The organism is Actinokineospora bangkokensis, assembly GCF_001940455.1.
In the GTDB taxonomy this organism is placed as follows: domain Bacteria; phylum Actinomycetota; class Actinomycetes; order Mycobacteriales; family Pseudonocardiaceae; genus Actinokineospora; species Actinokineospora bangkokensis.
In genome coordinates this window covers 654177-677320 of sequence record NZ_MKQR01000026.1, presented here as the reverse complement: position 1 = coordinate 677320, position 23144 = coordinate 654177, and the positions used below count along the sequence as shown (strand labels likewise).

At 74.6% G+C, this 23144-nt stretch carries 23 protein-coding genes; 13 read left to right on the top strand and 10 right to left on the bottom strand.

The genetic code is table 11. From position 1 onward, the window contains the following. Nucleotides 1-33 precede the first annotated feature (33 nt). Nucleotides 34-675: an MBL fold metallo-hydrolase gene (locus BJP25_RS25880; RefSeq protein ID WP_075977556.1), complete on the top strand. Its 642-nt coding sequence runs from the start codon at nt 34-36 to the stop codon at nt 673-675. 122 nt (nt 676-797) lie between these two features. Further along, the gene (locus tag BJP25_RS25875) at nt 798-2537 is read left to right on the top strand and encodes a S8 family peptidase (protein WP_075977555.1); all 1740 of its coding nucleotides are present in this window, start codon (nt 798-800) and stop codon (nt 2535-2537) included. Between the two features lie 355 nt (nt 2538-2892). Here BJP25_RS25875 and BJP25_RS25870 read toward each other — a convergent pair whose 3' ends face one another. The 8 genes from BJP25_RS25870 to BJP25_RS25835 all read right to left on the bottom strand — a co-directional run bounded on the left by BJP25_RS25870 (nt 2893) and on the right by BJP25_RS25835 (nt 10135). Next, on the bottom strand, nt 2893-3630 hold the full coding sequence (locus tag BJP25_RS25870; protein WP_143219299.1) for a DUF2334 domain-containing protein: 738 nt from the start codon (nt 3628-3630) through the stop codon (nt 2893-2895). Between the two features lie 99 nt (nt 3631-3729). Next, nucleotides 3730-4611, bottom strand: a complete 882-nt coding sequence (locus tag BJP25_RS25865; protein WP_075977554.1) for a phosphoribosylaminoimidazolesuccinocarboxamide synthase — start codon at nt 4609-4611, stop codon at nt 3730-3732. A gap of 11 nt (nt 4612-4622) precedes the next feature. Beyond that, nucleotides 4623-5462, bottom strand: coding sequence for a hypothetical protein (locus tag BJP25_RS25860; protein WP_075977553.1), 840 nt, complete (start codon nt 5460-5462; stop codon nt 4623-4625). Then, entirely contained in the window at nt 5462-6844 is a 1383-nt protein-coding gene (locus BJP25_RS25855) for a lipase family protein (protein WP_075977552.1), read from the bottom strand. The genes BJP25_RS25860 and BJP25_RS25855 overlap by 1 nt, the downstream gene beginning before the upstream one ends. Further along, nucleotides 6841-7677 carry a hypothetical protein gene (locus tag BJP25_RS25850; RefSeq protein WP_075977551.1) on the bottom strand — a complete coding sequence of 279 codons (837 nt, stop codon included), beginning with the start codon at nt 7675-7677 and terminating at the stop codon, nt 6841-6843. Before BJP25_RS25850 ends, BJP25_RS25855 begins: the two co-directional genes overlap by 4 nt. Next, complete coding sequence (locus tag BJP25_RS25845; RefSeq protein WP_075977550.1) at nt 7677-8198, bottom strand: WXG100 family type VII secretion target; 522 nt, start codon at nt 8196-8198, stop codon at nt 7677-7679. Before BJP25_RS25845 ends, BJP25_RS25850 begins: the two co-directional genes overlap by 1 nt. 79 nt (nt 8199-8277) lie before the next feature. Next, nucleotides 8278-9213: a pentapeptide repeat-containing protein gene (locus tag BJP25_RS25840; RefSeq protein WP_075977549.1), complete on the bottom strand. Its 936-nt coding sequence runs from the start codon at nt 9211-9213 to the stop codon at nt 8278-8280. Between the two features lie 61 nt (nt 9214-9274). Beyond that, on the bottom strand, nt 9275-10135 hold the full coding sequence (locus tag BJP25_RS25835) for a lysozyme (RefSeq protein ID WP_075977548.1): 861 nt from the start codon (nt 10133-10135) through the stop codon (nt 9275-9277). 319 nt (nt 10136-10454) lie between these two features. Here BJP25_RS25835 and BJP25_RS25830 point away from each other — a divergent pair, with 319 nt between their 5' ends. Continuing rightward, nucleotides 10455-12599 carry a putative bifunctional diguanylate cyclase/phosphodiesterase gene (locus BJP25_RS25830; protein WP_233158253.1) on the top strand — a complete coding sequence of 715 codons (2145 nt, stop codon included), beginning with the start codon at nt 10455-10457 and terminating at the stop codon, nt 12597-12599. Between the two features lie 300 nt (nt 12600-12899). Here the strand turns inward: BJP25_RS25830 and BJP25_RS25825 are convergent, their stop codons facing one another. Continuing rightward, a complete protein-coding gene (locus tag BJP25_RS25825; protein WP_233158252.1) occupies nt 12900-13529 on the bottom strand; it encodes a type VII secretion system-associated protein in 630 nt (209 codons plus the stop codon). Nucleotides 13530-13738: 209 nt separating this feature from the next. On the opposite strand from BJP25_RS25825, the gene BJP25_RS25820 reads away from it, so the two are divergent. From BJP25_RS25820 to BJP25_RS25805, 4 genes are read left to right on the top strand one after another with little or no spacing between them, the layout of a single operon-like run. Then, entirely contained in the window at nt 13739-14125 is a 387-nt protein-coding gene (locus BJP25_RS25820) for a hypothetical protein (RefSeq protein WP_075977545.1), read from the top strand. 7 nt (nt 14126-14132) lie between these two features. Next, nucleotides 14133-15455, top strand: a complete 1323-nt coding sequence (locus tag BJP25_RS25815) for a PPE domain-containing protein (RefSeq protein WP_233158287.1) — start codon at nt 14133-14135, stop codon at nt 15453-15455. A gap of 34 nt (nt 15456-15489) precedes the next feature. Further along, on the top strand, nt 15490-16290 hold the full coding sequence (locus BJP25_RS25810; RefSeq protein WP_075977543.1) for an ESX secretion-associated protein EspG: 801 nt from the start codon (nt 15490-15492) through the stop codon (nt 16288-16290). A gap of 1 nt (nt 16291) precedes the next feature. Next, complete coding sequence (locus tag BJP25_RS25805) at nt 16292-16672, top strand: sterol carrier family protein (RefSeq protein WP_075977542.1); 381 nt, start codon at nt 16292-16294, stop codon at nt 16670-16672. 9 nt (nt 16673-16681) lie between these two features. Here the strand turns inward: BJP25_RS25805 and BJP25_RS25800 are convergent, their stop codons facing one another. Then, a complete protein-coding gene (locus BJP25_RS25800) occupies nt 16682-17341 on the bottom strand; it encodes a TVP38/TMEM64 family protein (RefSeq protein ID WP_075977541.1) in 660 nt (219 codons plus the stop codon). 109 nt (nt 17342-17450) lie between these two features. Between BJP25_RS25800 and purF the strand changes: the two genes are divergently transcribed. The 6 genes from purF to BJP25_RS25770 all read left to right on the top strand — a co-directional run bounded on the left by purF (nt 17451) and on the right by BJP25_RS25770 (nt 23134). Further along, the gene (purF, locus tag BJP25_RS25795) at nt 17451-18977 is read left to right on the top strand and encodes an amidophosphoribosyltransferase (protein ID WP_198943595.1); all 1527 of its coding nucleotides are present in this window, start codon (nt 17451-17453) and stop codon (nt 18975-18977) included. A 77-nt stretch (nt 18978-19054) separates the two neighbouring features. Next, nucleotides 19055-20140, top strand: a complete 1086-nt coding sequence (gene purM, locus BJP25_RS25790; RefSeq protein WP_075977540.1) for a phosphoribosylformylglycinamidine cyclo-ligase — start codon at nt 19055-19057, stop codon at nt 20138-20140. A gap of 122 nt (nt 20141-20262) precedes the next feature. After that, nucleotides 20263-20772: a SigE family RNA polymerase sigma factor gene (locus BJP25_RS25785; RefSeq protein ID WP_075977539.1), complete on the top strand. Its 510-nt coding sequence runs from the start codon at nt 20263-20265 to the stop codon at nt 20770-20772. After that, nucleotides 20769-21494: a hypothetical protein gene (locus BJP25_RS25780; RefSeq protein WP_075977538.1), complete on the top strand. Its 726-nt coding sequence runs from the start codon at nt 20769-20771 to the stop codon at nt 21492-21494. The genes BJP25_RS25785 and BJP25_RS25780 overlap by 4 nt, the downstream gene beginning before the upstream one ends. A gap of 41 nt (nt 21495-21535) precedes the next feature. Next, nucleotides 21536-21964: an alternative ribosome rescue aminoacyl-tRNA hydrolase ArfB gene (gene arfB, locus BJP25_RS25775; protein WP_075977537.1), complete on the top strand. Its 429-nt coding sequence runs from the start codon at nt 21536-21538 to the stop codon at nt 21962-21964. A 105-nt stretch (nt 21965-22069) separates the two neighbouring features. Next, the gene (locus BJP25_RS25770; RefSeq protein WP_075977536.1) at nt 22070-23134 is read left to right on the top strand and encodes an NADH:flavin oxidoreductase/NADH oxidase; all 1065 of its coding nucleotides are present in this window, start codon (nt 22070-22072) and stop codon (nt 23132-23134) included. The last annotated feature ends 10 nt before the right edge of the window (nt 23135-23144 follow it).

Below are 23144 nucleotides of genomic sequence, written 5' to 3'. Positions count from 1 at the left end.
CGCCCAGCCGCTGGTGGCGATACCCTTGGCCGGGTGAGGGCCACCCACTTCGGGCACGCGTGCGTGCTCATCGAGACCGATTCCGCCCGGCTGCTGTTCGACCCCGGCGCCTTCTCCCACGGGTTCGAGGACCTGCGCGACCTGGACGCCGTGCTGGTCACCCACGCCCACCCCGACCACCTCGACACCGGCAGGCTCGCCCAGCTGCTGCGGGACAACCCGCACGCCGAGCTGGTCACCGACCCGTTCAGCGCCCAGGAGGTCGCCGCGGCCGGGTTGAGCGCCCGCGCGGCGCACCCGGGCGAGTCGCTGGAGGTCGCGGGGGTCAAGCTGGCCGCGGTCAACGGCCAGCACGCCGAGATCCACCCCGAGCTGCCGGTGCCGCCCAACGTGGGGTTCGTCGTCGACGGCGGCGCGTTCTACCACCCCGGGGACGCCTTCTTCGTGCCCGAGCAGGACGTGGACGTGCTCGCGCTGCCCACCGGCGCGCCCTGGCTGCGGCTCGGTGACGCGGTGGAGTTCCTGCGCGCGGTGGCGCCCCGGGTCGCGGTGCCGGTGCACGAGTGCACGCTCAGCGCGGCGGGCATCGGCATGTCCTACGCCCGCTTCGCCGAGCTGGCGCCTGCGGGGGCCGAGGTCAAGGTGCTGACGCAGCGCGACACCACCGAGCTCTGATCCTCCGGCTGGGCGTATTTGCCGGTCAACCGGGCCGTCACGCGTCCCGTGCGGGCCCCCGTGCCGTCTGATGGTGGTGACGACCGGGGCACCCCTGCCCCCCGAACCGTCCGGAGGACAGCGTGCCCCTGCGTTCCCACCCCCGGCTCCGCCGCGCGGCCACCGCGCTCGCGGTGGGAGTCGGCCTGCTCACCACGACCGCGGTCCCCGCGGTCGCCACCCCGGCGGCGGCTTCGGCCGCCGCCGCGGGCCTGCGCTCGTACCTGGTCATCACCGCCCCGGGCAGCACCGCGGCCGCCGAGTCGGCGGTGACGGCCAACGGCGGCGCGGTCTACGCCACCTACGGCGCCATCGGCGTGGTCGTGGCGCACTCGTCGGCGGCCGACTTCGCAGCCCGGGTGCGGGCGGTGTCCGGCATCCAGCAGGTCGGGGCGACCCGCACCGTGGACGTGCCGGCGGACGCGGCCAACCCGCCGATCCCGGCGAGCCCCACCCAGGTGACCCCGACCGCCACCGAGACCACCCGCGCGGACATGGCCCAGATCGGCGCCGACCAGGCGTGGTCGGTCAACACCGGTTCGCCGTCGATCACCGTCGGGGTGCTCGACACCGGGGTCGACGACCAGCACTACGACCTCAAGGCGAACTTCGACGCCGCCCGCTCGGCCTCCTGCGCCTACGGCAAGCTCGACACCCGCCCGGGCGCGTGGCGGCCGGTGGGCGAGCACGGCACGCACGTGGCGGGCACGATCGCGGCCGCGCGCAACGGCAAGGGCATGGTGGGCGTGGCGCCCACGGTCAAGATCGCCTCGGTGCGCGTGGCGGAGCGGGACACGCAGCTGTTCTACCCGGAGAACACCATCTGCGCGTTCGTCTTCTCCGCCGACCAGGGCATGAAGGTGACGAACAACAGCTACTACACCGACCCGTGGCTGTTCAACTGCCCGACCGACCTCGACCAGGCCGCGATCCTGGAGGGCGTCAAGCGGGCCACCGCCTACGCCGAGGGCAAGGGCGTGCTGAACGTGGCCGCGGCGGGCAACGAGAACTACAACCTGGCCAACAAGACCACCGACACCACCAGCCCGGACGACTCCACCCCGGTCACCCGCACGATCACCACCTCGTGCCTGGCGGTGCCGAACGAGCTGCCCGCGGTGCTGCCGGTCTCCTCGATCACCTCCAGCAACACCAAGTCGTCGTTCTCCAACTACGGCACCGACAAGGTCGTCGTCGCCGCCCCCGGCGACGCGGTCTACTCGACCCTGCCCGGCGGCCGCTACGGCTCGCTGTCCGGCACCTCCATGGCCTCCCCGCACGTCGCGGGCGTCGCCGCCCTGCTGGCCAGCGTCGACCCGGCGGCCACCCCCGCCCAGCTGCGCGCCCGCCTCCAGTCCCAGGCCGACGACCTGCCCTGCACCGACACCCGCTGCACCGGCACCACGGCCAAGAACAACTTCTTCGGCGAGGGCCGCGTGGACGCCAAGGAGGCCGTGAGCACCCCCACCACCCCCGGCCCCTCCTTCACCAACCCCACCGACGTCCCCATCCCCGACGCGGGCGCCGCCGTCACCAGCCCCATCACCACCACCGGCCTCACCGGCAACGCCCCCGCCACCCTCAAGGTCGCCGTCACCATCGTCCACACCTACCGCGGCGACCTCGTCCTCGACCTCCTCGCCCCCGACGGCACCGCCTTCCCCCTCAAGTCCGCCAACAGCGGCGACAGCACCCCCAACCTCTCCACCACCTACACCGTCAACGCCTCCACCAAACCCGCCACCGGCACCTGGAAGCTCCGAGCCCGAGACGCCTTCCGCTCCGACACCGGCTACATCGACTCCTGGACCCTCACCTTCTGACCCACCCCCCAGCGAGTCCCCCGATCCCCGAGCACCCAGTGCTCGGGGATCGGCATTTCCACCACCACCGCTGATTGAAGGCGACCACCCCACGAAGCCGAGCCCGGGCACCGGGTTCTGCCCGGTTGGGTGGATTCGCTTGGTCGGGGGAGGCGATCATGTGCTACCCAACGGGACGGGCGGGCGTCCTTTCAGCCCGCCTTTTCCCCGCCCGCAGCACATGATCGCCGTAGGGCCCCCGACCGAGCGGATCCACCCAACCGGGCCCACCACCCAAGCCCCCGAACCCCCGCCGAAGCCGAGCGGACCCCCCAACCGGGCCACCCACCCAAGCCGCCCAAGCCCCCCCGCAACGTCACCCGCGAACGCGATCCGGCAGCGCCGACACCACCCGCGCCCGCGGCGCGGGCACCGACGCACCCACCAACCCCAGGTACGTCACCCCCACCGCCCCGCCGTCCAGCGCCGCGTCCACCGCGTCCACCACGGCCGCCCGCTGCCCGGCCCGCTCCAGCTCCGCGGCGTCCACCGCCAACCGCAGCGTCCCCCCGCGCCGCGTGACCCGGGCCGCCGCCAGCACCAGCGCGAAGCAGCGCAGCGCCTCGGTGCGCTCGCGCCCCCGCAGGCCCACCACCCTGGCCCGGTGCCGCACCCCGGTGTGCAGGTCGTCCACCCCGAGCTGGTCGGCGCAGAGCCGGAAGCCGCGCGCGGCGAGCGCCGCCCGGCTGCCCGCCGACACCAGCCACCGGTGCCCGGCGAAGCCGTCGGCGACCAGCCCGGCCCGGTCCATGGCGGCGGAGGCGGCGGTCAGCCGCAGCCCGGCCTCGTGCGCGGTGAGGGCGGCGAACTCCGCCCGCCTGCCCAGGCGCAGGGCGAGCGGGTTGGGGACGTGGTCGGAGCCGTGCATGAGGACCGGGTCGCCCGCGGCGCGGCGGGCGCGGACCCAGTCGGCGGTCGCCGCACCCGCGAGGCGCGGGGCGACCAGCAGCGTGAGGGGCACCGAGCGGGAGCCGAGGTCGTCGGCGAGGTCCGCGCAGCGCTCCAGGTTCCGGGGGTCGACACCGGAGAGCGAGACCACCAGTCGTGCCGTCACGGGTACCAGGACACCGGACCGGGGTGTCGTCGAGGTAGCGCGGACGGTGACCGCAGGGTGCGGTTCCACCAACTCACGAGCGGGTGGCCGCCGAACGGGTCAGCCGGTCCAGTCCGCGAAGGACAGGCCGGTGATCTGCTCGTAGGCCTGCACGTACCGGTCGCGGGTGGCGCGCACGACCTCGTCGGGCAGCGGGGGCGGCGGGGTCTGCGCGCGGCGGTCCCAGCCCGACTCGGGGGAGGTGAGCCAGTCGCGCACGTACTGCTTGTCGAACGAGGGTTGGGGCCGGCCGGGGTCGTGGGTCTCCACCGGCCAGAAGCGGGAGGAGTCCGGGGTGAGCACCTCGTCGCCGAGCACCACGCGGCCCCCGCGCAGGCCGAACTCGAACTTGGTGTCGGCCAGGATCACCCCGCGGGTCTCCGCGTGCGCGGCGGCCTTGGCGTACACGGCCAGGGTCAGCTCGCGCACCTGCGCGGCCAGCTCGGCGCCGATGGTGGCCACGACGGCGTCGTAGCTGACGTTCTCGTCGTGCTCGCCCACGGCGGCCTTGGTGGCGGGGGTGAAGATCGGCTCCGGCAGCCGGGAGCCCTCGACCAGCCCCGGCGGAAGCTCGATCCCGCACACCGAGCCGGTGCGCTGGTAGTCGGCGGTGCCCGACCCGGCGAGGTAGCCGCGGGCGACGGCCTCCACGGGCAGCATGTCCAGCCGGTCGACCAGCAGCGCCCGGCCGCGCACCTCGTCGGGGATGCGCGGGTCGTCCCAGGCGACCAGGTGGTTGGGGACGACGTCGGCGAGCAGGTCGAACCAGAACACGCTCATCGCGGTGAGGACCCGGCCCTTGTCCGGGATCTCCGACTCCAGGACGAAGTCGTAGGCGGAGATCCGGTCCGAGGCCACCAGCAGGAGGTGGTCGTCGTCGACGGCGTGGATCTGGCGGACCTTGCCTGCGGCGATCTGCGGGTACTCGGCGAGCGTGGGCACGTTCGCGCAGCTTACGCGGGGGGCAGGCACCCCGGCGCCTCGACCCGCAGCTCGAACTCGACCGGGTGCCCGGCCCGCTTGTCGAGGAAGGTCGACACCTTCACCCGGTCGCGGGTGGCGGTCACCCACGACCGCTGCCCGGTGAGCTGCGGGTCCACCGACCAGCCCGCGCCGGGGGTGGCGGCGAGCGCGGCGTGCACGGCCTCGACGTCGGTGGACGCGGGCAGCTCCTGGCTCACCGACGCGGTCAGCCGCACCCCGAACGCGGGGCCGTCCTGGCACAGCGCCAGCCACGACGCGGGCGGCTGCGCGGCCGCCGCGGGGAACACCGCCGGGTCCAGCTGCGCCCCGGCCGCCGCGCCGAACCCGCGGGCCAGCGCGAGGGTGGCGGGGAACACCGGGTCGAGCGCGGCGCGCTGCGCGCCGGTCAGCTCGATCTCGTGGAAGGCCTCGTCGGGGAGCTTGTCGGTGGGCACCGCGCTGCACCGCACGGACTCCACCCTGACCTCGGCCCGGTCGCCCTGGACCGTCGCCGCGAGCCGCCTGCTGTCCCGGCCGCTGAGGGCGAGGGCGTACCGGTCGGTGCGCACCGGCTGCCACCCGGCGGAGATGGCCTTGGCGCGCAGCGCGTCGAGGGAGGCGGCGGGGACGGTGGCGTCGGCCCAGGCGTAGACGTTCGCGTCCGGGTCCCGGTCGAACACCACCCCGCAGGTGCGGGCGCCGAAGGTGGCCCCGTCGAGCAGCGCGCGCACGGCGTCGGTGAAGTCCGCCGGGGGCTCCACCTGCTTCGCCTCGGCGCAGCCCGCCGCCAGCAGCAGGCCCGCGAGCACCGACGCCGCGCGCTTGCGCACTACTGGCGCTCGATCTTGTACTGGTGGCTGTCCACGGACGACCCCCCGATGAAGTTGCCCAGGCTGTCGACGTAGGCCCGGATGGACCGGTCGTCGCCGCTGTCGAGCTGCCGGGCCGCGGCCTCGTAGTTGGCGTCCGCGCCGCCGGGGCCGCTGATGGCGTGGTTGCCGCCCACGGTACCGGTCTGGTTGTCGAAGGTGACCGTGGTGTGGTTGGGCGGGGTCGGGTTGTCGCGGGCGTCGAGGTGGGGCACGATGTCGCCGCTGTTCTCCAGGGACAGCACCTGCACGTTCCCGGGGATGGGGATGTTGCCGATCGGGGAGCCCGCGGTCACCACGTGCGTGACGTTGTAGGTGCCGTTGTTGACGAAGTCGGTGGCCGCGCGGGCGGCCACGATCCCGCCCTGGGAGTGGCCGACCAGCATCACCGGCGCGTCGGCGGGCACCCGGGCGTCGCGCAGCGCCTGCTCGATGCCCTTCTGCAGCACCGTCTCGTTGCCGGCCATGGCGTCGATGTTGGTGCCGAAGTCGTTGGCGTTGCCGCCGTCCTGGCCCGGCAGGTTCCACACCTTCGTGCCGGGGATGTCGACGATGTAGCCGGTGATGGTGCCGTTGGCGTCCTTGACCGCGCGCACGTCGAGGTTGGAGCCCTGGCCGGGGGTCGCGGAGTTCTCGTTGTTGCGGTAGTCCAGGGCGTCGATGAGGTCGCCGAGGTTCTGCGGCGCCGCGGTGGTGCGCCCGTTGAGGTCGGTGCCCTGGTCGATCAGCTTCGGCTCGCCGTCGGGGTAGGCCCGCGACACCAGGTCGGTCACCGACGCCAGGCTGCTGGGGAAGCCCAGCGCGCTCAGCGCGCCCGGGGTCGTGCCGAGCACGGTGTCGATCGCCCCGGGGTGCTCGACGAGCCACTTCTCCCAGTTGCCGTCGTAGTTGAGGTAGACGTCCGCGGCGATGATCGCCGCCGACCCGCCCGCCGCGCCCAGCGCCGCCCCCGGGCCCGCCGCGACCAGGCCCGCGCCCACCAGCCAGCGGCTCGCCTCCAGCGCCTTGGCGCTGAGGTCGTCGGTGAGCTGGTAGGCGGAGTTGGTGGCCTGCAGGGTCAGCCCGCGCAGCCCGATGCCCGCGCTGGTGGCGGTCAGGCCTTGCGGCCCGTCGAGCGCGCCGAGCATCGCCCCCTCGAACCGGGCCAGGCCCACCGGGTCGAGGATGCCGGAGGCGAGGACGTCCGGGTCGGCCAGGTACTTGTGCCCGGTCACCGCGATGCCCAGGGTCTGCCCGGCGACCTCGTCGGTGAGCTTGCCCATCGAGGCCAGGTCGCTGTAGGTGGCCGCGGTGCCGCCCGCGCCGCCGGTGATGTCGATGTTGGTCACGCCCGGTCCGGTCATCGCCCCTGCTCCCCCTGCTCGACCGCTTCGCTGATGTAGGGGGCCAGCCAGACCCCGAGGTCGTCGCGGTCGACCGGGTCGAGCCGCACGAGCCGCCGCTCACCGCCCACCGGGCTGATCCCGACCCAGCCCGCGTCGCTGTGCAGCCAGGTCAGCTGCACCGTCCGCGCCGCGCCGCCGATGAGGGCGGTGCCCAGCACGCGCAGCGCGCCGTCGGTGCGCCGGGCGACCTCCAGCGCGAAGGCCTCCTCGTCGGCGGGCAGGGCGAGCGCGCGCAGCACGTGGTCGGTGGCGCCGGGGTCGGCGTCGCGCAGCAGCTCGGCCACGCCCAGCTCGTGCAGCGCCGCCAGCGGCAGGGTGCCCGCCAGCGGTTCGGCCTCCTCGGGGTCGTCGAGCAGCGAGCCGATGCTGCCCGCCGTCGACCACTCCGGCACCGCGCGCACCAGCTCGCGGCCCAGCTCCACCGCGGCGAACAGCGACAGCTCCACGCCCGCGTCGGGCAGCAGGAACAGCGACGCGCCCAGCACGCCGTTGAACGCGTGCAGGCTGCGCGACCCGCGCGCGCCGATGGTGGCGGTGGTGTCGAACATGATCACCGGCGCGGCCAGCACGCGGAGGTTCATCTCCACCGAGGGGTGCACGCTGACCATGTCGCCGGAGCCGCGCAGCGCGCCCTTGGCCACCAGGGACCCCGCCTCGGCGCCGGTGGCGATGTCGGGGGCGGGCGCCCAGTCCGGGGGCAGTTCGAGGCCGGTCTTGGCGACCAGGAACGCGTACTCGGCCGCGGTGAGCACCAGCCGGTGCGCCGCGGGGGCCTGCTGGGTGGCGGGCATCAGGACGCGACGCCCTGCGCGCGCATGAAGTCCCCGACCTGCAACCACTCCTTGTCCCCGAACGGGGGCAGGTTGCCCGGCTGGTACTTCCAGCCCTCCCACGGCGGCCGGGGCGGGGTCGGCTGCTCGCCGCCGAAGCCCAGCGCGTTGCCCACGCCCCTGGCCATGTCGGCCACGGCCTGCTTGAAGCCCTCCACGGCCCGGTTGAACCGGTCGATGGCGCTGTTGAACCAGGAGACGACCTGCTCGCCGATCCGCTTGATCGCGGCGATCATCTCCCGCACGGTCTGCGCGTGCTTGCGCAGGATGGCCGCGGCGGCGTCGAACTTGTCCGCGATCTCGTCCAGCCGCTTGCGGTCGCCCGCCACCGTCTCCCGGCAGCGGTCGGCGGCCTCGGACTTCCACCGCATCGCCTGCGCGGCGTCGACCATCTGCTTGCCGTGCTTGCGGACCTCCTCGGCCCGCTGCTCGATCTGCCCGGCCAGGCGGTCGAGCTCGTCCGGGTCGCCGTAGAACGCCATCCGCAACTCCCAGGGTCCGGGCAGGGCGTGGACCCCGCTCGACAGGTGTCGACGATGCGCGGGGCCGCCCGGTTCCTCGTCAACCGGACGAATTCATACCTCGTTCCCCCGCGCCGGGGAACACCGATCCGTCGAACTTGGTCTCCCCGAGGTAGCGCACGCGGGCCATCCGGACGCGGCCGTGCGCGGTGAAACCGCTGAACCAGGCCTTGCGCTCGAAGACGACGTCGTTGGCGTGCAGGATCCCGTGACTCGTTGCACCTGTGAACCAGGCGTCGCCGTGGACGTGCGCGCGCAGCAGCGAGTTGGAGTTGTGCAGGTGGGCGTGGCGCAGCGTCAGCTCCCCCACCACCCGGTCCGAGATGTCGAAGTACTCCAGGTCGGCGCCGGTGAGGTTGAGGTCGAAGCGCGGGGTTTGCGGCGTCTCGTCGCTGGTGCGCGGCAGCAGGTCCGCGATCACCCGCTGGGCCGTCAGGCGCACCTGGAGCTCGCCGTGGTCGGGTTCGGCGCCGTCGGCCGGGCGCTCGAACGGCCAGCGCAGGTAGGCGCAGCAGACGTCGAGCACGGTCTGGGTGTACTCCTGCGGCCTGCTGCGCGCGACGCCCGCGAGCACGTGCAGCGCGCCGACCCGCACCTGCCCGGCGGGGTTGCCCAGCAGCTCGACGGCGCGCGCGAACCGCTCGTCGGCCACCCGCTCGCGGTCGTGCTCGCTGCGCCGCGATTCGAGGTCTTGGCGCTGCTCGTCGGTGCGCCGCTTGCGGTCGTTGATCCACAGCGCGTACACCGCCACCAGCGCGCCCCCGGCCAGGCCGCCGGTCTTGAGCGCCTCGTCCGGCTTGGTGCCCGGCTGGGCGAGCAGCCACCCGGTGACCAGGCCGATCAGCCCGGTCGCGACCAGCACCGTGACCGCCAGCCACCGCCGCGCGCCCCGGTCCGGGCGGCGCAGCCCCGCCAGCCCCAGCACGGCGCCCGCCAGCGCCAGCACCCCGCCGGGGATCAGGAACACCAGGCTCACGGGCCGGGAACGTACCCGAGCCCGGGGGCGGCGGTGGGCCGCCGCCCCCGGGTGGACGGGATCAGCCGGTCGCGAGGACCTGGAGCCGGTCGATGGCGCCGTTGAAGCGGTCCTGGTCGATCGGCGTCGAGCTGTACTGCCAGAACGTGTAGTAGCCCCAGCCGCTGGGCAGCGTGCCCACGGTGGAGCTGTACCGGGCGACCCACAGCGGGTTGGTGCTGCCGAAGGACTGCGCGGTGCCCACGCACTGCGACCACCAGCTCGTGCTGGTGTAGAACACCGCGTCGCGGCCGGTGCGCGAGCGGTAGGTGTTGGCGAAGTCGCGGATCCACGCCGCCATCGACGCCTGCGACAGCCCGTAGCAGGTGGCGCCGTAGGGGTTGTACTCCAGGTCGGCCACGCCCGGCAGGGTCTTGCCGTCGCGGGACCAGCCGCCGCCGTGGTCGACGAAGTAGTTCGCCTGCGTCGCGCCGGAGGAGCTGCCCGGCAGCGCGAAGTGGTAGGCGCCGCGGATCATGCCGATGTTGTACGAGCCGTTGTACTGCTGGGCGAAGTACGGGTTGGTGTACCCGGTGCCCTCGGTCGCCTTGACGTAGGCGAACCGCTTGCCCGCGCCCCACTGGCCCGCCCAGTCCACGTTGCCCTGGTAGCTGGCCACGTCGATGCCCTCGACCGAGGCCTCCGCGCCCGCGGCCGAGATCGGGGCCTGCTCCTGGTCCTTCTGGGCGGGTTCGTGCTTGCGGATCTGCGAACCCATGGTGTGGTTGCCGGTCGTGTCCTGCTCGTCCACGGCGGTGGTCCCGCTGGTCGGCCCGGCCTCGCCCGCGAACGCCTGCGGGGTGACCACGAGGCCGAGCACGGCGGCGGCGGCGGTCGCGGCGACGAGCAGCGCGCGTCTGGTTCCTCGAACGGTGGACTCCATTGAGTTGCCCTTCCCGAGTGCCCTCGATCGGGCGGCCCTACAGGGGGTGGCCGCCCGCACGCTGATTGTTATGTCATTACCGCCCATTTGTCACGCTGTTGTGTGAATTGATCACTAGAAATAAGCTGAGCTGCGTAAACGGTGCGATCGAGTGGTGGACAACCAATCACATGATCCACAGCGGACCGCTGCCCGGCGTAGCGGCCCGGACGCGCACGGTCAACAGCGGCGAATCGACCCCGCGAACCCGCATCCGGGGTGGCTACGCGGCGTTGGACAGGCAACACTGCACGGCGTACCGCGGGGAGGGAGCGTGGTGGTGGGCAGCAGCGCAGTGGGCACGGCGCCGGAGGGCGCACCCGGCTTCGCCGAGCTGTGGGCGGCGGCGCTCGCCTGCACGGGGTACGCCGGGGTGGACCAGGCGACCCTGGCCGAGCGGTTGCGCGCGCCCGCGGCCGACCTGCTGGCCGCGGTGCGCGCCGAGCGCTTCGACCCGGAACCGGTGGAGCGCGTCGGCGCCGCGCTGGTCGGGCTGCGGCTGGCCGCCGCCCGGTCGCTGGCGGCCACCGTGCGCCTGGTCGGCGAGCGGCTGCTCGGCCCGGACGCCGACGAGGCCGCCCGCGGCAGGCTGCCCGCCGTCCAGGGCGCGCTCGCCGCCGGGTTCACCGACGCCGCCCAGGAGAAGATCTTCCGCGACCAGGAGGTCATCCGCCGCGCCGCGCTCGACGCCCGCCGCGGCGCCGAGGCCAAGCTGCTGGCCAGCGAGGCCCGCTTCCGCGCGATGTTCACCCAGACCGCGGTGGGCATCTGCATCAGCGACGCGGCGGGCACCGTCGTCGAGGTCAACGCCGCCCTGGCCGACATGCTCGGCTACCGGGTCTCGCAGCTGCGCGGCATCCCGGTGAGCGAGCTGCGCCACCCCGACGAGCCGCCGGAGATGTTCGCGCCGCTGGAGCAGATGCGCGCGGGCACCCGCGAGAACTACCGCGCCGAGCGGCTGATGCGCCGCTCCGACGGCTCCCCGCTGCGCATCGACCTGTCGGTGTCGCTGGTGCGCGACGAGGTCGGCGGCCCGCTGTTCCTGGTCGGCATGGTCGAGGACGTCACCGAGCGCCACCAGCTCCAGCAGCGGCTGCGCCACCAGGCCAACCACGACCCGCTCACCGGCCTGGCCAACCGCGCGCTGTTCCACGACCGGCTGGTGGCCGCCTTCGCCACCGGCGGCGAGCACCGGGTCGGCCTGTGCTACCTCGACCTCGACGGCTTCAAGGTGATCAACGACAGCCTGGGCCACGACATCGGCGACGAACTGCTGGTCGCCGTCGCCGCCCGGCTCGACCGCGAGGTCAGCGGCCCGCACCGGCTGGTGGCCAGGATGGGCGGCGACGAGTTCGTGGTGCTGGTCGAGGGCAGCGACGCCGAGGGCATGCGCGCGCTGGCCGACCACATCCTGCGCGCGCTGGGCGAGCCGGTGCGCATCGGCGGGCACCGGCTGGCCGTGTCGGCCTCCATCGGCCTGGTCGAGCGGGCGGTGCGCGAGTCCACCCCGGCCGAGGCGATGCGCGACGCCGACGTGACCCTGTACTGGGCCAAGGCCGAGGGCAAGGCCCGCTGGGTGGCCTACGACCCGGACCGCAACGCCCGCGAGGTCGCCCGCTTCACCCTGTCGGCGCGCATGCCCGCCGCGGTGGAGAGCGAGGAGTTCTACGTCGACTACCAGCCCATCGTCCGGCTCAGCGACGGCGTGCTGACCGGGGTGGAGGCGCTGGTGCGCTGGGCGCACCCGGAGTTCGGCAGGCTCGGCCCGGACCGGTTCATCGGCCTGGCCGAGGAGACCGGCCTGATCGTCCCGCTGGGCCGCTGGGTGCTGCGCCAGGCCGTCGACCAGTCCCGCCGCTGGCACGACCGCTACGGCGACCGGGCCCCGATGATCAGCGTCAACCTGGCCGCCCGGCAGACCGAGGAACCGGACCTGGTCGCCGACGTCTCCACCATCATCGGCGCCGCGGGCCTGCCGCCGTCGAGCATCCAGCTTGAGCTGACCGAGAGCGCCATCATGGGCACCACCGGCGGCCCGCTGCGCACCCTGCGCGAGCTGGCCGACCTGGGCATCCGCATCGCCATCGACGACTTCGGCACCGGGTACTCCAACCTCGCCTACCTGCGCCACCTGCCGGTGCACGCGATCAAGCTCGCGGGCTCGTTCATGGAGGGCGTCGGCAGCCTGCACCCCGACGCCCACAGCGACGAGACGATCGTCAGCACGCTGGTGGCGTTGTCGCACGCGCTCGGGCACGAGGTCATCGCCGAGGGGGTGGAGGACTCCAGCCAGGCGGACCGGTTGCGCGAGATCGGCTGCGACAGCGCGCAGGGGTGGCTGTTCGCGAAGGCCGGGCCGCCGGAGGACGTGGAGCGGTTGCTGGACGAGCAGCTGTTCACGGCTGCTGTTCGACAGCGGCGCTGAGCTGGGTCTTTTGGCTTAGTGGGGGCCGCTTGCGTGGGGGCCTGTCCTCGGGGGCCGCGAGTGTGTAACTCGGTGAAGGCGGAGTCAAGGGCGCCCTGCGGGCGTCGCTTCGCGATGGGCTTCGCCCACCCTTGACACCGCCTCCACCGAGCTACGAGCGGCCAGGACTGGGTCAGGCCCAGGTGTGAGCACAGCCCATGACCATTGGCTCAGCTGAGCGGTGTTGGGGGTGCCGGGGGGTTGGTGGGGCTGGGCACCATGGTTTGCGGGGTGGGGGGTGCGTTGGCCAGACGACGGCTTTTAGGGATGGGCCCCGCCACGGGGCATGGGGTTGCGGAGCCGGGTGGGGCTGGGCGCGGTGGTGTGCGTGGCGGGGGGTTGGAGGAGCGCTAGCAGGTGGGCTGCGGGGATGACCGCGGTGAGGGGGCCCTGGGGGTTGAGCACGAGCGGGCAGCCGCGGAGTTGGCGGGCCAGGTCGGCGCCGGGGATCTCGCGCCAGTGGGGCCAGGCCGGGGGGACGTGGGTGGCGGAGGTGCAGGCGGGGACGACGAGCCTGCCGTGCTGGTCGCGGAAGCCGGTGATGCCGCCGGGTGCCCGGGTGCCCGCGCTGTAGACGAGGAGGGGGGAGGCGAGCAGGGCGGGGAGCAGGTCCCGTTGGTCGCGGTGGCGGGTGTGGATGAGCTGGAGGAGGCGCTCCAGGGGGTTGGAGGTGACCGGGAGGCGCAGGGCGGCTGGGGAGGGGCGGTAGTCGCCGTTGAAGCGGAAGCGCTCGACCACCTCCCCGCGGGCGTCGACGGGGTAGGCGCCGACGACGCCCCAGGGGGGCACGTCGGCGTCGGGGCCGAACTCCGGGTCGATGACGTAGAGCCAGCTGTTGGGGTTCGAGCGCGCGCTCACCCGCATGTCGAGGGTGATCTCCGGCTGCTTCACGCCCACAGCTTCGGACACCGGGCGTGACTTGTGCGCACGGGGCGTGTAGTACCACCCCAACGGGTGACGACAGTCGGAACGGGGTAAGGAACCCTCGGGTGACCGGGACCAGGAACTTGTCACCGGACCGGACCGCTGTGGGGGAACCGTTCCCCAGCGGGGCGCGTCGGAGCTACAGTCGTGGCGATCGCATCAGGAGGGGGTTCCAGGTGTACCTGCGGGATGGGGGCGGCGGTTCCGCCCCGGCGGCGCCCGACTTCGGCGGGACGCGGACCCTGCGCATCGAGCCGTCGGCGATCCCGGGGGCGCTGGTCGCCTTCCGGGAGGCCTTCGACCGGGTGGACGCCAAGGTGCGGGCCCTCGACGGGCTGGAGGTGCGCCGGTGGGCCGACGACCCGGTCAGCGGGGAGGCCGTCACCGAGTTCACCGAGCGCACCAACGGCGGCGGGGCCGACTCGGCCATCGCCTGCCTGCGCGGGTACCGGGAGCAGTTGGAGCGGGCGATCGCGGCGCTGGAGTCGGCCAAGGCGGGCTACGAGCTCACCGAGGGCACCAACAGCGCCATGTGGGGCACGCGCGACCAGGGGGTGGGCTGACGTGGGCATGCACCGGTGGGAGGGCTACGACCACCCCGCGCTGTACAAGATGATCAACGGTGGGCCCGGGCCCGCCGCCTCGACGCCGCAGACCGAGTACTGGGACGCGCTGGCCACCGAGCTGGCCGAGATCGACGGCGACCTCGGCGCCAAGCTCGCCGCGCTGTCGGCCACCTGGGAGGGTGACGCCGCCGACCAGGCGCGGTCCGGCATGACCCCGCTGCAGGCGTGGGCCGCCGACGCGCAGACCGGCGCCACCGGCATGCGCGCCTCCACCGAGTACCAGGCCGACGTCGTGGGCCGCGCCCGCGCCGAGATGCCCGAGCCGGTGCCGGTGACCACCCCGGCCCCCTCCGGCTGGGACATGGCCCTGGCCGCGGGCGGGGCGCTGCTGGGCAACCCCGGCCCGGCCATGGCGGTCGTCGCGCAGGCCGAGGACCACGAGGCCCAGGAGGCGGCGCAGGACGCGGCCTCGCAGAAGGCCGTCGACACCATGAACACCTACCAGTCCAGCACCGAGTTCAACACCGCGACGCTGGGCACCTTCGTCCCGCCGCCGGACGTGGTCATCTCCACGCCGCCGCCGGACGGCGGCACCGGCTACCAGGTGGGCTACGCGGTCAGCGCGGCCAGCGGCGCCAACCCCGGCGCGGGCAGCACGCACACCGCGTCGTACACGCCGACGGCGCTCGCGGGCACCACCCCCGGGCACGCGGTCACCCCCAGCGGCAGCGCCCCGGCGGTGCACACCACCCCGCACGCGCCCGCGGGCGCCCCGTCGACCTTCGTGCCGATCAGCGGCTCGACCACGCCGTCCGGCTACTCCCCCGCCACCGGCGGGGCGAAGCCGATCACCGGCTTCACCGGCACCACGCCGACCGCGGGCGGCACCGCGGCCCTGCCCGGCGAGTCGGGCACCTTCCGCGGCGGCCTGCCGATCGGCACGGGCGGCCCCGGTGCGGCGAGCGGGCCGCGCGGCCTGCCCGGCACCGGTGTCGGCGGCGCCGACGAGGCCCTGGCCCGGCGCACCGGTGGCGGCGCCACCGGCCTCACCCCGGCCGAGGGCCGCGGCGGCACCGGGGGCGTGCCGCGCGGTGGCATGGCCGGTGCGGGCGCGCTGCCCGGCGAGACCGTGCTCGGCGGCCGCGGCGGCACCGCGGCGGGGGCCGCGGGCGGCAAGGCAGGCCTGGGCGCGGGCGCCGTGGGTGGTCGCGGCGCGGCGGCCGACGAGGAAGAGGACTTCGAGCACACCAGCTACCTGGTGGAGTACGAGGACATCTTCGGTGACGAGCGTCACATCGCACCGGGTGTGCTCGGCTCCGACAAGTGACAGCGCTCGGTCACCGGTGACAGCATTCGGGGTTGTGGACCACCTCCTCGACGACCGCCCGCCGATCTCGCTGAGCGCGGTGGAGTTCGACGTGCTCTGGGACCACCTCAAGCCCGGCACCATGCCGCTTGTGGTCAAGGTGCCCTCGCCGGGGCGCACCCACGAGGAGCGCAAGGCCATCGAGCAGGGCGCCTGGGCCGCGCTGGACCAGCGCGGCCTCGGCCGGGGCGTCGACGTGCACCCCGAGGTGGAGCACCTGTTCGCCCTGCTGGCGCGCCCGGACCGCGAGGTCGACGGGCGCACCTGGGTCGGGCGCGGCGTGCGGCTGCTGGCCTGCGCCGCCGGGGACGACGCGGCGCTGGCCGTGCTGAGCGAGGGCTCGATCACGCTGCGCCGCACGTCCGCGGCGAACCTGCCCGCGGCGGCGGTCGGCGTGCTGCCCCCGCACCCGCCGGGCCCCGGCCAGTCGGTCACGCTGCGCACCGAGGACTTCGAGGCCGCGGCCAAGGCCAGCGAGGGCACCCGCAAGGCGTTCCAGGCCGCGCTCGGCGGCCGCGGCCTGCGCCAGGACGACGTCGAGGCGCTCGCCACCATGGTCGACGACGTCAAGGGCACCGGGAACTTCGGCGCCGCCGCCCGCGACCGGCTGGGCCGCCGGGTGCGCGCCGAGCGGGTGGTGTCGTTCTTCGACACCGAGGCGGGCCGCTACGTGCAGGTCCGCAGGGCCGCCCCGGACGGCACGCTGTGGACGACGATCTCGCCCGCCGACGCGCGCAGGCTCACCCACCACGTCGAGGAGATGGCCGCCGAGGTCCGCCGGGCGGTCGAGGACTGAGGTGCCCTCCCGCAAGCCGGTGACGGCCGAGGAGCTGCGCGCGGCCGTCGCCGCCGTGGTGCCGTGGCTGGCGGGCGGCGCCGAGCAGCCGCCCCGGCCCGCGCTGGCCGCCGCGGTGCGCGCCAGCCTGCGCACGCTGGAGCAGGACGTCCCCGGGCACACCGTCGAGGTGCGCGTCCCGCCGTTCGCCGCGGTGCAGTGCGTCGCGGGCCCGCGGCACACCCGCGGCACCCCGCCCAACGTCGTGGAGATGGACCCGCGCACCTGGCTCGACCTGGCCACCGGCCGCACCACCTGGGACGACGCCGTCGCCGCGGGCCGGGTGTCCGCCTCGGGCTCCCGGGCCCACCTGGGCGAGCACCTGCCGCTGCTGCGCCTCTGAGCCCCTGACCTACGGCGCGCTCACCGGTTCCAGCACCTCCGGGCGGGTGCGCTTGAGCGTCCACCACATCAGGCCCGCGCCCAGCACCGCCAGCACCGCGTACACGCCCAGCAGCAGCGGCGACGTGCGACCGGTGAGCGCGTCGCCGAGCAGCACCGCGGCCACCGTGCCCGGCACCGAGCCCAGGAACGTCCCGGCCAGGTACGGCAGCAGCCGCATCGACGACACGCCGCAGCAGTAGTTCATCGCCGCGAACGGCACTATCGGGATCAGCCGCAGCGACAGCACCCCCGCGAACCCGGACCCCGACAACCGGGCGTTGACGGTGCGCAGCACCGCGCGCTCCAGGTGCGGCTCGATCCACCGGCGCAGCAGCCCCCGGCTCAGCGCGAACGCGATCCACGCCGCCAGGGTCGTGGCCACCATCGCCACCGCGATGCCCAGCGCGTTGCCCAGCACCAGGCCGACTGAGAGGTTGAACACGGTGCGCGGGACCGGCGGCACCGTCAGCACCGCGTAGAGCACCAGGAACAGCGCCGGGGTGGCCCAGCCGAACGACGACGCCCAGTCGCGCACCTCGACCGGCGTGGGGAGCGGGACCAGGGAACCGACCGCCACCAGGGCGGCGAGCACCAGCAGCACGACGACGAGCACGCGGCGTCCGGACACCCGGACAACGGTAACCGGGGTGACGGGGGCCACCCGCACGTGGTCCGGTCGGCCCTGGGCAGCACCTACACTTGGGGCTGCCACGGTTCCGTCCAAGGGAGAGCTTCCGGTGGTCCACCCCCAGCCCGCGCCCATCCCCGACGACCAGCCCGAGACCGAACCCCGCGAGGAGTGCGGCGTGTTCGGCGTCTGGGCCCGCGGCGAGGAGGTCGCCAAGCTCACCTACTACGGCCTCTACGCCCTGCAGCACCGCGGGCAGGAGGCCGCGGGCATCTCGGTGTCCGACGGCAGGCAGATCGTGGTCTTCAAGGACCTGGGGCTGGTGTCGCAGGTGTTCGACGAGCAGGTGCTCTCCAGCCTGCGCGGGCACGTCGCCGTCGGCCACTGCCGCTACTCCACCACCGGGTCGACGACCTGGGAGAACGCCCAGCCGACCTTCCGCACCACCGCCACCGGCTCGGGCATCTCGCTGGGCCACAACGGCAACCTGGTCAACACCGCCGAGCTGCGCGACCGCGCCGCCGCGCAGGGCATCACCGCGATGCGCGGCGCGACCACCGACTCCGACCTGCTCACCGGCCTGCTCGCGGCGGGCGCCGCCGACCGGGGCATCGAGCAGGCGGCGATGGAGCTGCTGCCCACCGTGCGCGGCGCCTACTGCCTGGTGTTCTCCGACGAGAACACCCTCTACGCCGCCCGCGACCCGCACGGGGTGCGCCCGCTGGTGCTCGGCCGCCTGGAGCGCGGCTGGGTGGTGGCCAGCGAGACCGCCGCGCTGGACATCGTCGGCGCGTCGTTCGTGCGCGAGGTCGAGCCCGGCGAGCTGATCGCCATCGACGCCGAGGGCCTGCGCTCGACCCGCTTCGCCAACCCCGAGCCCAAGGGCTGCGTGTTCGAGTACGTCTACCTGGCCCGCCCGGACACCGCGATCGCGGGCCGCTCGGTGCACGCCACCCGGGTCGAGATCGGCCGCAAGCTCGCCGGTGAGCACCCGGTGGAGGCCGACCTGGTGATCCCGGTGCCCGAATCCGGCACCCCCGCGGCCATCGGCTACGCCCAGGGCAGCGGCATCCCCTACGGCACCGCGCTGGTCAAGAACGCCTACGTGGGCCGCACCTTCATCCAGCCGTCGCAGACGATCCGCCAGCTCGGCATCCGGCTCAAGCTCAACCCGCTGCGCGACGTGATCCGCGGCAAGCGCCTGGTGGTGGTGGACGACTCGATCGTGCGCGGCAACACCCAGCGGGCGCTGGTGCGGATGCTGCGCGAGGCCGGGGCCATCGAGGTGCACGTGCGGATCGCCTCGCCGCCGGTGCGCTGGCCGTGCTTCTACGGCATCGACTTCGCCTCCCGCGCCGAGCTGATCGCCAACGGCCTCGACGCCGACGGCATCCGCCGCTCGATCGGCGCCGACTCGCTGGGCTACGTGTCGCTGGAGGCCCTGGTCGCCGCCAGCGAGCAGCCCCGCTCCCGGCTGTGCTCGGCCTGCTTCGACGGCGAGTACCCCATCCCGCTGCCCGACGACGCCCTCATCGGCAAGCACCTGCTTGAGGACCTGGAGAAGGGCGTCACCGGCTCCGCCGCACCCGTCCCCGCGGCGGGGTACGGTGCCGAGGACGCACTGCGCCGCCCCTGACCGGACCACCCCGCCTGCGCCGGGTGGCCCAGGCGGGGCCAGCCCACCCGACCGCCCACGAGCAACCGATTCGGACCATGACTGAGAACTCGCCCGAGCCCACCCTGTCCGCCACCTACGCGGCCGCGGGGGTGAGCATCGACGCCGGGGACGAGGCGGTCGAGAAGCTCAAGCCGTGGGCGGCCAAGGCCACCCGCCCGGAGGTGCTGGGCGGCATCGGCGGCTTTGCCGGGCTGTTCCGGCTCAAGCTCGACCGCTGGCGCGAGCCGGTCCTGGCCTCCTCCACCGACGGCGTGGGCACCAAGATCGCCGTGGCGCAGGCGCTCGACGTGCACGACACCGTGGGCGTCGACCTGGTCGCCATGGTCGTCGACGACCTGGTGGTCTGCGGCGCCGAGCCGCTGTTCCTGCAGGACTACATCGCCGTGGGCAAGGTCGACCCGGACCGGGTCGCCGCGCTGGTCAAGGGCATCTCCGAGGGCTGCGTGCAGGCGGGCTGCGCGCTGCTCGGCGGCGAGACCGCCGAGCACCCCGGGCTGATGGAGGACGGCGCCTACGACCTGTCCGCCACCGGCGTCGGCGTCGTCGAGGCCGACTCGGTGCTGGGCCCGGAACTGGTCCGCCCCGGGGACGTGCTCATCGGCATGGGCTCCTCCGGCCTGCACTCCAACGGCTACTCCCTGGCCCGCCACGTCCTGCTCCGCATCGGCCGCATCCCGCTGGAGGGCCACGTCGAGGAGTTCGGCCGCACCCTGGGCGAGGAGCTGCTCGAACCCACCCGCATCTACGCCAAGGACTGCCTCGCCCTCGTCGCCGAGGCCGAGGTCCGCACCTTCGCCCACATCACCGGCGGCGGCCTGGCCGCCAACCTCGCCCGCGTGATCCCCGAGGGCCTGCACGCCACCATCGACCGCGGCAGCTGGACCCCCCAGCCCGTCTTCTCCATGATCGCCCAGCGCGGCCGGGTGGAGCGCGAGGAGATGGAGCGCACCTTCAACATGGGCGTCGGCATGGTGGCCGTCGTGGCACCGGAGGAGGCCGACCGCGCCCTGGCCGTGCTGACGGCCCGGCACGTCCCCTGCTGGCTGCTGGGCGAGGTCCGCCCCGCCGCGGACGCCTCCGCGCCCCGGGCCGAGCTGGTGGGCGACCACCCCCGCTTCTGACCCCCGGCACAGCGCTGGCTGGCCGCGCGCCGCGGTCCGGCCGGGAGAAGTTCGGCCGTTGGGGCAACCCCGTGCTCGTCCACGCCGTTCTACCGGCGGAGCACGAGGGAGAGGAACGCGCCTTGGCGGATCGGGATGCCGAGTTCGGGGAGTACCTGGACAGCCGGGCCGCCGTGATGCGCAGGACCGCGTTCCTGCTCTGCGGGGGTGACTGGCACCGGGCGCAGGACCTGGTGCAGACGACCCTCGCGAAGATGTACGCCGTGTGGCCGCGGCTGTCGCGGACGGGGTCGGTGGACGCCTACGCCCGGCGGGTCATGGTGCGGGCGGCCATCGACGAGTCGCGGCGGGCGCACCGGCGGCGGGAGAGCCCGGTGGACCGGGTGCCCGAGACCGGGGTGCCCGCCGCTGCGGTGGACGACGCGGTGGATGTGCGGCGGGCGCTGGCGCGGCTGCCACCGGGGCAGCGGGCCGTGGTGGTGCTGCGGTACTGGGAGGACCTGTCGGTCGCCGAGGTGGCCGACGCCCTGGGGCGCAGCGAGGGCACGGTCAAGAGCCAGGCCGCGAAGGGGCTGGCGGCGCTGCGGGCGCTGCTGGCCGAGGGACGGGTGGCCGTGGAGGGCCTGCGATGACGGAGCCGGGGAGCACGGCGGGGCCGGAGGCCGAGGTGCGGGCGGCGCTGCGGGCCGCGGTGGTCGGGGAGCCGCCGCTCGCGCTGGACCGCGACGCGGTGTTCGCGGCCGGGCGCGGGCGGGCGCGGCGGCGGGCGCTGGTGCAGGGGGTGGCGGCGGTGGCGTTCGTGGCCGCGCTGGCGGGCGGGATCGCGGTGGCGGACCGGGTCGCCGCGCCGCACCGGGCGCCGGTCGCGGCGGGGCCGTCCACGGCGGTCGACCCGCCGGTGCTGGGCCTGGTCCGCGACCGGGCCGTGCTGGACCGGATGTCGGACGCGCTCGCGGCCGCGCCGGTCACCTGGCCCGCCGACGTCACCGGCAAGGTCGGCGGGTTCGGCCCGTGGTACCGGTTCAGCGACTACGCCACGCTCTACACCACGCTGCGCACCCCCACCGGCGACCGGGTGCTGACCGTGCGCGTGACGGGGCCGGACCCGGCCGCGGCGGACCGGCCGCCGTGCCCGGTGGGGACCGGTGACCTGGGGTGCCGCGTCGAGCCGCTGCCGGGCGGCGCGCTCGTCAGGCGCCAGGTCGGGCGGGACGTGGGGTTCGCGTTCGTCCGGGCGGACGGGTCGAGCACCCTCGTCTCCGAGTCCGACCCCGAGCGCGGGTCGACCCGGGGGCAGGTCCTGCCCGACGCCACGCTGCGGCAGCTGGCCACCCTGCCGGGGCTCGCGCCGTAATCCGTTCGGTCGGTGGTCGGTGCGCGGGTCATACTCGGGGTGTGGCCGAGGACCTCGTCGTGACGCGCGCGCTGGTGATCCCGGCGGGCGAGCTGCACGAGCGCTTCTCCCGCTCGTCGGGGCCCGGCGGGCAGGGCGTCAACACCGCCGACAGCCGCGTCGAGCTGTCGTTCGACGTGGCCGCGTCGCCGTCGATCCCCGAGCACCTGCGCGACCGGGTGCTGGCCAGGCTGCGGACGCGGCTGGTCGACGGCGTGCTCGTGGTGGCCGCCAGCGAGCACCGGGCGCAGCTGGCCAACCGCGCCGCCGCCCGCGACCGGCTGGCCAGGCTGCTGCGCGACGCCGCCGCCCCGCCGCCCAAGGCGCGGCGGGCGACCAAGCCGACGCGCGGGTCGCAGGAGCGCCGCATCTCGGCCAAGAAGCGCCGCGCGTCCACCAAGGCCAACCGGCGGGGCCCCTTCCCGGACTGAAGCCGCGCACGCGCGGTGGGTGTTCGACCACACCCGGGAACAGAACGGCGCCCGGTGTCGCTCCAGCAGGGTGGAACGGACACAACCTGTTCAGGAGGAGCGCGCGTGAGCCAGCTGTTCAGCCCCTACCGGATCCGGTCGGTCACCTTGCCGAACCGCGTCGTGGTCAGCCCCATGTGCCAGTACTCGGCGGTGGACGGCCTGCCCGACGACTGGCACCTCGTGCACCTCGGGTCGCGGGCGGTCGGCGGCGCCGGGTTGGTGATCGCGGAGGCCAGCGCGGTCGTCCCCGAGGGCCGGATCTCCCCGCAGGACGTGGGCATCTGGTCGCAGGCCCACGTCGAGGCGTGGCAGCCGATCACCCGGTTCATCAAGGCGCGGGGGTCGGTGCCCGGCATCCAGCTGGCGCACGCGGGCCGCAAGGCCTCCACCTACCGCCCGTGGGGCGAGGGCCGCGGCGGTGTGGCGGACGCGGACGGCGGGTGGACCCCCGTCGGCCCGACCGAGGACGCCTTCGTCGACTCCTACCGCACCCCCACCGCGCTCACCGAGGCCGAGATCGCGGACCTGGTGGCCAAGTTCGCCGAGGGCGCGCGGTTGGCGCTGGCCGCGGGCTTCGAGGTGGTCGAGGTGCACGCCGCCCACGGCTACCTGCTGCACGAGTTCCTGTCCCCGCTGTCCAACACCCGCACCGACGGCTACGGCGGGTCGTTCGAGGGGCGCGCCCGGTTCGCCGTCGAGGTCGTCCGGGCGGTGCGGGAGGCCGTGGGCGAGGAGGTGCCGGTGCTCGTCCGCGTCTCCGCGTCCGACTGGACCGAGGGCGGGCTCACCGTGGACGACAGCGTGGAGGTCGCCAGGGTGCTGCGGGACGCGGGCGCCGACCTCGTGGACGCCTCCAGCGGCGGCAACACCCCGAACGCGAAGATCGAGGTGGGCCCCGGCTACCAGGTGCCGTTCGCCGCGGCGATCCGCGCCAAGGCCGACGTCCCCACCGGCGCGGTCGGCATGATCACCGACCCGCACCAGGCCGAGGCGGTCCTCACCGACGGCAGCGCCGACCTGGTGCTGCTCGCCAGGGAGCTGCTGCGCGACCCGTACTGGCCGCTGCGCGCCGCCGCCGCGCTGGGCGACCCGGCGCCGGTGCCGCCGCAGTACGAGCGCGCCTTCTGACCCGGGACCT

Bases quoted from the DNA above. Each gene is read 5' to 3' on its own strand.
- purM (WP_075977540.1), top strand. From the start codon at position 19,055: ATGACTGAGAACTCGCCCGAGCCCACCCTGTCCGCCACCTACGCGGCC.
- BJP25_RS25835 (WP_075977548.1), bottom strand. From the start codon at position 10,135: ATGGAGTCCACCGTTCGAGGAACCAGACGCGCGCTGCTCGTCGCCGCG.
- BJP25_RS25845 (WP_075977550.1), bottom strand. From the start codon at position 8,198: ATGGCGTTCTACGGCGACCCGGACGAGCTCGACCGCCTGGCCGGGCAG.
- BJP25_RS25815 (WP_233158287.1), top strand. From the start codon at position 14,133: ATGCACCGGTGGGAGGGCTACGACCACCCCGCGCTGTACAAGATGATC.
- BJP25_RS25850 (WP_075977551.1), bottom strand. From the start codon at position 7,677: ATGCCCGCCACCCAGCAGGCCCCCGCGGCGCACCGGCTGGTGCTCACC.
- BJP25_RS25855 (WP_075977552.1), bottom strand. From the start codon at position 6,844: ATGACCGGACCGGGCGTGACCAACATCGACATCACCGGCGGCGCGGGC.
- BJP25_RS25780 (WP_075977538.1), top strand. From the start codon at position 20,769: ATGACGGAGCCGGGGAGCACGGCGGGGCCGGAGGCCGAGGTGCGGGCG.